Raw genomic sequence first — 10,840 nt, forward strand, 5'->3', positions numbered from 1 at the left:
GGTGAAGGGGCCGCGGCGTATCCGCTCCAGCACCACCCTGCGGCTGTCACCGGCGCACCGCTCGTAGGGTCGTCGACTCACTTCTCGGCGTCCGAGCTGGATCATCATGAACCCCCGCGGCGGCCCCACTACTACCGACAAGCCCGGCGTCACCCTTGCACCACCCGCCCTGAGAACCGGGGCAGTGGTATGGGTCGAACGGCCGGATCGATTCGGTTCACGCTGTTCCCCGAGGCACCTGACACGAACAGGGCCTCCGCCCGGTCATGCGCCCACGCCCGCCCGATCAGACCTCCACCCCGCCGACAAGCGTCGAGAGCAGGCGCAACTGCCCGTCACGGCCCGCCTGTTCGGCGACGCACAGGTCAGCGTGCGCCCCCAGCTCGATCGCTCCGCGACCAGCGAGGCCCAGCACCCGCGCCGGGTGGGCGGACGCCATCGGCCATACCTCGGCGAGGGTGAAGGGTGTCTCCCGCACCACCCAGTTCACGCACTCGAGCAATGACCGGCCCGATCCCGCGAGGAGCCGGGTGCCGCTCAGCCGCAGTCTGCCGGAGGGTTCCACGGTGACCGCTCCGCCCACCGGGGTGCGGTACTCGCCGGGAGGGCAGCCGGCCAGGGCGACCGAATCGCTGACGAGCACCGCGCGCCCGGTGCCCTTGGCCCGGACCATGGCGACGAAGGCGTCGGCGGGCAGGTGGTGGCCGTCGGCGATGAACGTGGCGGTCAGCGCGTCCTCTGCGAGCTGGGCCCACACGTGGTTGGGGTGCCGCGGCAGCACGGCGTGGGTTCCGTTCCCCAGGTGCGTCGAGAGCGCGGCGCCGGCCCGGGCTGCGGCGCGCACCTGTGCCGGCGACGCGTCCGTGTGCCCCATCGCGACGACGATCCCGGCCTGCGTCGCGGCGCGGATGTAGTCGGGAGCGCCGGGTCGCTCGGGAGCGAGCGTGACGATGCGGACCAGGCCGGGTACGGCGGCGAGCCATTGAGCCAGCTCCCCCGGGTCGGGGTCGCGCAGGTGCCGGGCGTCGTGCGCGCCGCGCGGGCCGTCCGCTGCCGCCAGGTACGGGCCCTCGACGTGCACACCGGCGACGGCGCGGGCCACGAGCGGCTCACGCTCGCGAGCCTCGGCCACGGTCCGCAGCGTCGAGAGGATCCGCTCGCGCGAGGCGGTCACCACGGTCGGGCAGTAGGAGGTGACCCCGTGCGCCCGGAGCGCACGGGTCAGCTCCACCACCGCGTCGGCCGAGACGTCGTCCGCGTTGACGTCGTGTCCCGCGTAGCCGTTCACCTGGAGGTCCACCAGCCCCGGCAGGAGCAGGGGGCGGCCGGGTCGCGCGCCTGCGGGCTCGATCGAGGCGATCCGGCCGTCCTCGATGCCCAGCAGCACGTCGCGGCCGTCGAGCAGCCGGCCGTCGAGGCGGGTCACGACGCGCTTTGGACGCGGCCCGCCGAAGTGGTCCGTGTGAGACGGCCGGCCGCGGCGGCGTCCAGGTGGACGGAGACCGCCGGGTGGGTCCTGATCGCGCTCGCCGGACACTGTGCCTCCACCGGGCCTTCGAGGGACGCGGCCACCGCAGCCGCTTTGTGTGCGCCGTGCACGGTCACGATCACCGCCTTGGCGCTGAGCAGCGCGGGCACGGTCAGGGTCAGGGCATGGGTGGGAACGTCGGCGGGGGTGGGGAAGAGCCCCTCCTCCACCTGCTGTCGGCGGGACGTGTCGTCCAGGCGGACCAGGCGGACGGTCTCGGGGTCGTCGAACCGGGCGGTTCCGGGCTCGTTGAACGCGATGTGGCCGTTCATGCCGATCCCCATGCAGACGAGGTCCATCGGCGCCGCCCGGACGAGTGCCGCGTACCGGGACGCCTCCGCAGCGGGCTCGGGGTCGGGCCTCATACGCTCTAACCGCCCCGGCCGGGCAGCTGCCAGTCGCTCTTCGAGCCAGGCACCGAAGGCCCGCGGGCTGGCCGCCGGCAGGCCGACGTACTCGTCCATGTGGAAGGCGTGCACCCTGTTCCAGTCGACCAGGGGGTTGCTCAGCAGCGCGGCCAGCATCTCTTCCTGGGAGGGCGCCGAGGCGAACAGGACGCGGGCCTCCCCCTTTGCTGCGACGGCCGCGCAAACGATCCGTGCCGCCTCGCCTCCGGCGGCCTCCCCCGTCGCGGCAGCGTCGCGGGAGACGCGCACCTGTACACCGACGCCGACCCTGTCCGATCCTTCCGGCAGACTCATCGTCCCACCCTTCTCTGCAATCGGTTGCAGCGACATTAAGGGCTGTCGCAGGCAGGGTCAACAGAGTCTGGGCGGGGGCCCCTTCCGGTGGCCGGCCGAGCGTCAGGCCGGGCGTCAGGCCGGGCGGCCCGTCGAGCCGCGCAGGGTGAGCGTGCCCTCCAGCCGGACGTCCCTGACCTGCTCCCCCGCGATGCACCTGCGCAGCGCCTCGACCGCGGCCTGCCCGATCCGGTCCATGGGCGCGGTAATGGTGGTGAGCGCGGGCGTCACGGCACGGGCGAGCAGCACGTCGTCACAGCCGACGACACTGCACCCGGCGGGCGCCTGGACGCCGGCCTCGGCCAGACCACTCAGCACTCCGCAGGCCATCAGGTCGTCGAACGCGAAGGCTGCGGTCGCCCCGGTCCCCACCAGCGCACGGGCCGCCTCGCGCCCGCCTTCGAATGACGCCGCGAAGGACCCGAGTTCCACCAGCGTGACGCGGGTACCCTGTGCCCAGGCCCGGACGGTGGCAGCCCGCTGCCGGGCAGCCCACGACGCCGAGGGTCCGCCCATCAACGCGACCTTGCGGTGGCCCAGTTCCTCCAGGTGCCGGCCCGCTGCGGTGAGTGCGGCGGTGTTGTCGCACACAACCGCCGGAAAGCCGCGCATCCTCCGGTTCACGACGACCGCCGGGAGTCCCTCCGCGGCCGCCTTCAGTTCGGAGGAAGAGCGCGGTGAGGCGATCACCAGCCCGTCGACCTGCCCCTTGAGCTGCTTGATCAGTCCGATCTCCGCTGCGGGGCTCTCCTCCGCGTCGACGAGCATGACGGAGGCCTCGATCTCGGCCGCCGCCCGCTGGACCGCCCTTACCAGCGGCGGGAAGAAGGGATTGGTGATGTCGTGGACGAGGAGCCCGATCGTTCCCGTCCGGCCGGTCGCGAGCCCGCGGGCCGCCTTGTTGGGCCGGTAGCCCAGCTCCCGCGCCTTTGCATGGATACGCTCCCGCACCTCGGGGTTGACGACCTCGGGCCGAGTGAAGGCACGCGAGACCGTCGCGGCGGAGACACCGCACATCTGGGCGATCGAATAGATCGTCGCCTGCTTCATTCCGCCTCCACATTCCGTTTCCACCGATCCGGCACCCGCGCAGCCGCACAGACACTATTGTACTTACCAGTACTGCAATCGGTTGCACCTCGGGAGGTCTGCGTATGACGTCCGCAGCGCGGGAACAACTGGAGCGCGTCGTCCTGCCGTACTGGCTGGAACGCGGCCCGGACCGGGACCGGGGCGGGTTCCACACGTGCTACGACAACCGCGGCCGCACCCTTGTCTCGACGGACAAGTTCACATGGTCCCAAGGCCGCCTGGTCTGGCTGCTGGCCCGGGCCGCACGGATGGCCCGCGCCGGGCTCCTCGGCCTGGACGCCGGTCTCATGGAACGCCTCGCGGTCCAAGGCGCGCACTTCCTGGTGGACCACGCGATCCGCCCGGACGGCACCTGCCACTTCGTCGTGGACGCGGGCGGCGTCCCCAAAAGCGGGCCGACCGGCGAGACGCAGAGCGTCTATGCCGACTGCTTCGTGGTGATGGGGCTGGCCGAGCTGGCCGGGGCGACCTCGTCCCCATCCTGGCTCGAGGCCGCCGAGCCGGTACTGCGCCGCGCCACCGCCGACATCACTGCCCGCCGGGCCGCGACGCCCCCGTACGCGGTCCCGGCGGGCCACACCGCGTTCGGCCCGCGGATGATCCTGCTCAACACGCGCCTGGAACACGCCCGCGCCCGCGCGCGCCTGGGCCTGCTGAAGGAGGAGGACGTGGCCGAACTGTCCGCCGCACGTAAGGCGATGCTGTCACACCGCAACCCCGACGGGACCTTCACCGAGATCGTCTCCCCGAAGTCCGGTGACAACTCGCTGGTGGCCAGGCACCGGGTGCCCGGCCATGCGATCGAGGGCATCTGGGTGGCACTGGAGGCAGCGGAGCTGACGGGGGATCAAGAGGATGCCCCGGAGCTGCTCGAGAGTGTGGACGTGCTCTGCCGCTCCGCCTGGGACCCTCGCCATGGCGGCCTCTTCCGGTACGTCGATGCGAAGGGTCCAGTCGCTCCCCGCGGAACGACCACGGGCTCGACGTACGAGGACCTGGTCGCCGCGACCTGGGACACCAAGCTGTGGTGGGTCCACACCGAGGCCGCCTACACGACCGCGCTGGGCGCGCGCCGGTACGGCGACGCGGCGTGCGCCGAGTGGGCCGAGCGGATCTGGGACTACACGATCGCGACCTTCCCCGGCAGGAAGGAGGGCGAGGAGTGGATACAGATCCGGGACCGGGCAGGCCGTCCCCTGGACCGGGTCGTGGCACTGCCGGTCAAGGACCCGTTCCACATCGCCCGGAACCTCATGCAGCTGGTGGAGTTGTCGGCGAGCACCGGGGAGCGGACCCGTGGCTGACACGGACATCGTGGTCGTGGAGGCGCAGGCCCGGTTCCGGCGGATCGACCTGCGGCACCCCTTCGTCATCAGCGGCCGGGCCATCTCCTGGTTCACACTCGCCGTCGTCGACGTCGTCGCCACTGACCGGCGCGGCGCCGTGGGCCGGGGCCTGGGCGCCTCCGTCCTGTCCGTCCCGTGGTCGTGGCCGGATTCCGGGCTCGACGTCTTGGTGCGCGACGCCGTCTTGCGCCGGCTGGTCGAACGGCTCGTGCGCGCCGTCCCCCACGGCGTGGCCGCGGACCCGATCGCGCACTGGACCCGGTTGCAGAGCGGGCTCGGTGCCGCGGCCGCGGAGGCCGCCGCCGAATGCGGGACGGGCGAGCATGTCCCCGGGCTCGCGGCGTCACTGGCCCTCGGGGCCGTGGACAACGCGCTGCACGACGCCTGGGCGAGCGCGGCCGGGCGCCCCGCCCACACGATGTACACGCGGGACCATCTGCGGCACGACCTGGGCGCCCATCTTGGTCCGTCTTTCACGGGCCGGTATCCGGGGGAGTTCCTGACCGGTCGGCGCCGGCGCTTGCCGGTCCAGCACGTCGTGGGGGTGACGGACCCCCTGCGCAAGGGGGATCCCGGCGGCTCACGGTCGCTCGAGTGGTGGCTGCGGGAGGAGTGCGTACGGCACATCAAGGTCAAGGTCTCGGGCACGGACCCGGCCTCGGACGCCGACCGGATCGCGGCCGTCCACCGGGTGGCAGCCGAGGTCGGCCCAACCCCCTCCTGCCTGGCGGTCGACCCGAACGAGGGCTGCGCCGGCCCGGAGGAGCTTGCCGGGATGCTCGACCGTCTGCAGGAAACCGCACCGGCGGCGTACGAGGCGGTGGGATACGTCGAACAGCCCTTTCCCCGGGAAAGCCGGCCGAACGCGGCCCTGTTGCGCGAACAGAGCCGTCGCAAGCCGGTCCTCCTCGACGAGGGGCTCGACGACCTCACGGTCCTGCCGGAGCTGGTCCGGCGGGGCTGGTCCGGACTCGTCGTCAAGGCAGCCAAGGGCCAGACCCCCGCTCTGCTCGCCCATGCCTTCGCCCGCGCCCACGGACTGTTCGTCACCGTCCAGGACCTGACCGCGGTCGACGCCGCGTTCGCGCACTCCGCCCGGCTGGCGAGCCTGCTCGACCTCTCCTCGGTGCACCTGGAGTACAACAGCCGGCAGTATGCGCCGAGAGGCAACGACTCCCTTGCCGCGCGGCATCCATTGCTGACGACCGTCCGGGACGGCGCGATCAGCCTGCCGGAGCCCGGTGCCGGCCTCTACTGACCCCGTGGGACGGCGGCCTCCACGGAACGGGGCGGAGCCAGACGGGCTCCGCCCCTGGTGCCGGCCGTGCGGGTCACAGCCGGGTGCACTCCCCCGACGCCTCACCGCGCACGGTGTTCGGCCGGTCGAGATCGGTCGGCGGCTCTACGTTGCCCGAGCAGGCCAGTCCGCCCCGGACCGTCGTCCCGGACACCACCGTGGTGCCGCGGGTCCCGGTGATCGACACGTGGCCGAAGGCGTAGGAGTCGTCGAGCCACGCGTCGTCCGCCCCTTCGGCGGTGACGCCTCCGCCCAGCACGGACCGCTCGACGACCACTCCCGCACCGGCGCCCAGATGCAGACGCCCAGCGACCTCGCCGTCGACCAGGCACGTCGTCCCCGGTTCGAGCACCAGGTTCGCGTGCTGTCCGGTGAGGGTCCGGTCGCAGGCCGGGCGGGCGGGACCCTTCTCCGGTATCCAGCGGTACAGCATGCTGCCGCGGTTGTAGTAGAAGGAGCCGTTGCGGTCGATCGCCGGGTTGGCAACCCCGGATTGAATGACCGTCATCTCCAGGGACCGCGGGTCCATCCGGAACATCCGGCCGGTCGAGGTGCCGACCAGTTCGCCCTGGTGCCAGAAGAGTTCGCGCCCGGTGGCGTAGATCTTGCTGTCGTCGACGCCGAAGTACTTCTTGGTCAGCACGACCTTGCGCTGTTCGGGGTCGAACTTGAAGAGTTCGTTCGCCGTGAAGCCCCACAGGTTGCCCTCGTCGTCGAAGGTCAGTGCCGAGACGTTCTGCGCTCCGGGGACGGGCACGGTCTCGAACACCACCTTCCCGGCGGCGGGGTCGAAGATGAAGAGCTTGCCTTCGCTCGTGGTCGGCTCGACGCCGATGCCGCCCCAGATGCCCGTGCCGCCGTAGATCAGACCGTCCCGGTGGGCCAGGGCCAGCGGGGTTTGGTCGGCGATGACGTTGCGGAAGACCTGAAGGTCGCCCGTCGATGGGTTGAAGAGGGACAGCGCCCCGTCCAGCAGCCCGTAGTCGGGCATGGAGCCGATGGCGACCACGTCCCCGGCGTCGGCCCAGCCGATCGGCCGGTCCTGGTGTTCCCCGAGTTGCAGGGCACCGGCGCCGGTCACCGGGTTGCTCGGCGGATTCCACGGCTTCGTGGTGTCGTAGGTGTAGATGCGCGCGCCCGGATAGGAGCCGAACACCAAGTCGTCGCCGTGGGCGACCAGTCCCTCGGTCTGCCCGACCCCGTTCAGCGGCTCGGTCGCACCGCTGTCGGCGTCCACCCTCGCGATTCCCGGCGGGGATCCGTAGCCGCCGACGAAGACGTCACCGCCCGGCCCCGTCGTCATCGAGCGGATCAGGTACGGCGTGGGGACGACGTCGCCCCCGACGGCCGAGGTCTGCCCTGTGGCCGGGTTCCAGGCGTGGAACACTCCCTTGCTTGTCGCCGTCACCGCGGAGACGCCGGGGAAGCCGTCGGTGCCCAGTTCCATCAGTGCCCAGCCCCGTGCGGCCGCTCCGCCCAGGCCCATGCTGATCCGGCGCTGCTCCCGGGTGTCGAGGTCGTAGGCGATCACCGCTCCCTGGATCGGCACGATCAGCGCCTCTCGCCGGGTGGTGCCGCTGTCCCGGGTGCTGAGTTCGGGCGAGACGGCCAGGCCGACCACCTCCGGCACGGAATCCACCCACCGCTGTTCGGTCAGCGAGTAGACCAGCAGTTCATTGGAAGGGGTGGGCCGGGCGAACAGCAGGTCGCCGGCCACGCTCACGTCATAGGTGAAGGTGTCCGACACGTGGCCGGCCGGCAGGGGAATCTGTGTGATCTCGCCGGTCGTGGTGTCCAGCCGGGTCAGTGTGGCCCTGATCGAACCGCCTCCCGCGTAGATGTGGTGGCCGTCGGCCGTCAGACTGCGGACATAGATGTTGCCCTCGGCCTGCCGCCCGTAGTCCTGCCAGTCGCCGGTTCCGGGGTCGTAGGCGATGACCTTGCCGCCCGGGTAGGTCCCGAACACGGGCCTGCCGCGGTCGTCGAGCGTCGCCGACCACAGGTGGGTCTGGCCGAACGGCTTGCTCGCGATCAGCTCCAGGGACAGCAGGTCGGGATCGAACCGCCACACCTCGCCGCCGGTCTGGGTACCGAAGTAGACGCTGCGGTCCGGTGCGGTCACGAATGACCAGGCCATGATCGTGTTCGTGAGCGTCCGGCTCGCCAGGCGTTCCCCGGTGAGGATGTCCACGGCGCTGAACTCCGACGGGCTGCCTCCCCCGACGAAGATCCCGATCTTCCGCCCGTTCGCGTCGGTGGTGTATCCGGCGCCCGCGTTGGTGCTTCCCTTGATCGGACGGCCGAGTTCCTCCTCGGTCCCCCGCGGCGGCAGCGGCTCCTCGTCCGGCTCCGCCATCCTGAAGGCGACATCGTCAACGAGACCGTCGACCGTGCCGACAGAGCTCGAGTAGATGATCGGCTCCGCGCGGGCCGCACCGGCGGGCGCGGTGAACTGCACCGCCTCGCGCTGCCAGGTGCCGGCCTGAGGTTCCACGACCTCCCACGGCTGGGAGAGCCTGCTGCCCGAGGAGTCGAAGAAGTAGACGGTCGGCTGCAGCACGCCGCGGTCAAGGTTCAGGTCCATCGAGAACTCATAGGTCTCTCCCGGGACCACCGGCGCCGCGTCGGCGCGCAAGCCGGCACCTGCGGTCGGGCTCGCGTCGAGGACGCGCAGGCTGCGCGCTCCCTCGCTCGCGTCGGAACCGACGATCTGGAAGTAGTTGACGGAGCTGGGCCAGAGCGGCGACCAGGCGACGGGGAGGCCGTCCTCGCCGACCGTCTCGAATCCGCCGTTCTCCAGCAGGTTCTTCCCGGCGGGTCCGGGCGGTGCGGGAGAGACGGCCGATGCCGCCGTCGGTGCGATCAGCAGTGCCAGTGCGGTGAGCACCGCCTGCGCTGCGGTCACCGCCGGGCCTCGGGCGAAGCGATGCCATCGTCGTACGGGCTTGGCCATGCTCCTTCTCCCTGTCTGTCGATCGGCCGTCGTCTCATCTCCTTGGATCCCGCGGTGCCGAAGGGCCGTCGCCGACGCCCTACTTGAGCCCGCTCATCATCACGCCGCGTACGAAGAACCGCTGGAGGCAGATGAAGACGAGGACCGTCGGGATGAAGGTGACCACCGCGGCGGCCATGGTGGTGGCGAGCGGGGTGTCCTGTGTCTGCAGGCTGTTGAGGCCCACGGTGAGCACGTAGTTGTCGGGGCTGCGCTGCGAAACGAGCGGCCACAGGAAGTCGTTCCAGTGCCACAGGAAGACGAAGGTGCCCAGGGTCGCCATGATCGGTTTGGTCTGCGGCAGGATGATCGACCAGTAGACCCGGAACTCGCCGGCTCCGTCGATGCGGGCGGCCTCGATCAGCTCGTCGGGGATGTCCTGGATGAACTGGCGCATCAGGAACATGGCCTGCGCGTTGGCGATGGTGGGGACGATCAGTCCCCACATCGAGTCCAGTCCGCCCATCTCGGAGACCAGAATGAACTGAGGGATCAGGGTGAGGTGTCCCGGCACCATCAGCATGGCGACGAAGACCCAGAAGATCAGCTCGCGCCCCATGAACCGCTTCTTGGCGAACGCGTAGCCGGCCATCGAGGCGAAGAGCAGTACCAGGACCACCGACACCAGCGAGTAGACGGCCGAATTGGCCGCCCAGCCCAGCACGCGGTCGCTGCTCAGCGCGTCGTACAGGGCCGCGAACGAGACATCCCTCGGGAGCAGGGAGCCCGGCATCTCGATGCTCTTTCCCGGCTGCAGCGCGAGGGCGACCATCGCCCAGAACGGGAAGAACGTGACAAGCGCGCACAGGAAGAGCGGGATGTGCATCCAATCGGGCCGGCGCCTGCGGCGCTCGGGCCGGCGGGCAGGCCGCGCTTCTGTGGTCCGGATCTCTGCGGGTCGCTGGACGAGTGACGTCATGACTGGCCCTTGTTCATCAGACGGCGCTGAACGAGTGACGTGATGAGGGTGAGCACCAGCAGCACCACGCCTGCCGCGCTGGCGTAGCCGAAGTCGAAGTACCCGAAGCCCTGGTCGTAGATCATGTAAGTCAGCGAATAGCTCGCCCTGACCGGTCCGCCGCCGGTCATCACGTAGATGGTGTCGAACACCTGGAACGAGCCGATGATCTCCAGGACAAGCACGAAGAACAGGGCCGGCTTGAGCAGCGGGAGCGTGATGTGGCGGTACCGGTGGCGCCACTTGGCGCCGTCCACATGGGCCGCCTCGTAGTACTCCTTGGGGATCGCGAGCATGCCTGCCAGCAGGATGAGCATGTTGTAGCCGAAGCCCTTCCACGCGCTCACCACGGCCAGCGCGGGGATGACCATGCTCTCGCTCTGCAGCCAGTTCACCGCGGGCAGCCCCAGGAGCCCGGAGAGCCAGTTGAGCGGGCCGTCGTTCTTGAAGATCCAGACCCAGATGATCGAGGACATCACGGTGCTGGTCACCACGGGCAGGAAGAAGACCGCACGGTAGACGCTCATCCCGCGCAGCGTCCGGTCGCAGAGGGTCGCCATCGCGAGCGAGACCACGAGACTGAGCGGGATCGCGAGGACCGTGTAATAGGCGGTCACCTTCAGGCTGTTCCAGAACACGGGGTCCTGGAACAGCCTGACGAAGTTGTCCATGCCGATGAACTCGACATCGCCGCTGATGCGGTACTTGGCCAGGCTCAGCCCGGTGCCCATCACCGTCGGGATGATCCTGAAGACCAGGAAGAACACCACGTACGGGAGGATGAAAACGTAGCCGGCGAGCGCGGCGTTGGAGCGCCACCACGGTCGGCCCGGACTTCCGCGCTCCGGGATCGTCCCGGCCTTGGCGGTCTGCGCGCTCACTGGCGC

Annotated in this window: 8 protein-coding genes; 2 read left to right on the plus strand and 6 right to left on the minus strand. The window is 70.5% G+C overall.

The genetic code is table 11. The features are described 5' to 3' along the window. Positions 1 to 286: 286 nt before the first annotated feature. From ACWGH4_RS21970 to ACWGH4_RS21980, 3 genes are all read right to left on the minus strand, one after another. Positions 287 to 1,426: an N-acetylglucosamine-6-phosphate deacetylase gene (locus ACWGH4_RS21970; protein ID WP_453463411.1), complete on the minus strand. Its 1,140-nt coding sequence runs from the start codon at positions 1,424 to 1,426 to the stop codon at positions 287 to 289. After that, on the minus strand, positions 1,423 to 2,229 hold the full coding sequence (locus ACWGH4_RS21975; RefSeq protein WP_453463414.1) for a 6-phosphogluconolactonase: 807 nt from the start codon (positions 2,227 to 2,229) through the stop codon (positions 1,423 to 1,425). The genes ACWGH4_RS21970 and ACWGH4_RS21975 overlap by 4 nt, the downstream gene beginning before the upstream one ends. Positions 2,230 to 2,343: 114 nt before the next feature. Beyond that, positions 2,344 to 3,318 (minus strand): LacI family DNA-binding transcriptional regulator, encoded by a 975-nt coding sequence (locus ACWGH4_RS21980; RefSeq protein WP_453463417.1) that lies wholly within the window; start codon positions 3,316 to 3,318, stop codon positions 2,344 to 2,346. 104 nt (positions 3,319 to 3,422) lie between these two features. Here ACWGH4_RS21980 and ACWGH4_RS21985 point away from each other — a divergent pair, with 104 nt between their 5' ends. Together ACWGH4_RS21985 and ACWGH4_RS21990 are read left to right on the plus strand one after the other, a co-directional pair. Beyond that, positions 3,423 to 4,664 (plus strand): AGE family epimerase/isomerase, encoded by a 1,242-nt coding sequence (locus ACWGH4_RS21985; RefSeq protein ID WP_453463420.1) that lies wholly within the window; start codon positions 3,423 to 3,425, stop codon positions 4,662 to 4,664. Further along, positions 4,657 to 5,964, plus strand: coding sequence for an enolase C-terminal domain-like protein (locus ACWGH4_RS21990; RefSeq protein WP_453463422.1), 1,308 nt, complete (start codon positions 4,657 to 4,659; stop codon positions 5,962 to 5,964). Before ACWGH4_RS21985 ends, ACWGH4_RS21990 begins: the two co-directional genes overlap by 8 nt. Before the next feature lie 73 nt (positions 5,965 to 6,037). Here ACWGH4_RS21990 and ACWGH4_RS21995 read toward each other — a convergent pair whose 3' ends face one another. The 3 genes from ACWGH4_RS21995 to ACWGH4_RS22005 all read right to left on the minus strand — a co-directional run. Continuing rightward, entirely contained in the window at positions 6,038 to 8,908 is a 2,871-nt protein-coding gene (locus ACWGH4_RS21995) for a carbohydrate binding domain-containing protein (protein WP_453463425.1), read from the minus strand. 127 nt (positions 8,909 to 9,035) lie between these two features. Further along, positions 9,036 to 9,914 (minus strand): carbohydrate ABC transporter permease, encoded by an 879-nt coding sequence (locus ACWGH4_RS22000; protein WP_453463428.1) that lies wholly within the window; start codon positions 9,912 to 9,914, stop codon positions 9,036 to 9,038. Then, positions 9,911 to 10,840: carbohydrate ABC transporter permease (locus tag ACWGH4_RS22005; RefSeq protein WP_453463431.1), on the minus strand; the 930-nt coding region annotated here is incomplete at its 5' end. The genes ACWGH4_RS22005 and ACWGH4_RS22000, both read right to left, overlap by 4 nt.

The sequence above is a fragment of the Streptomyces sp. NPDC054847 genome (assembly GCF_053610925.1).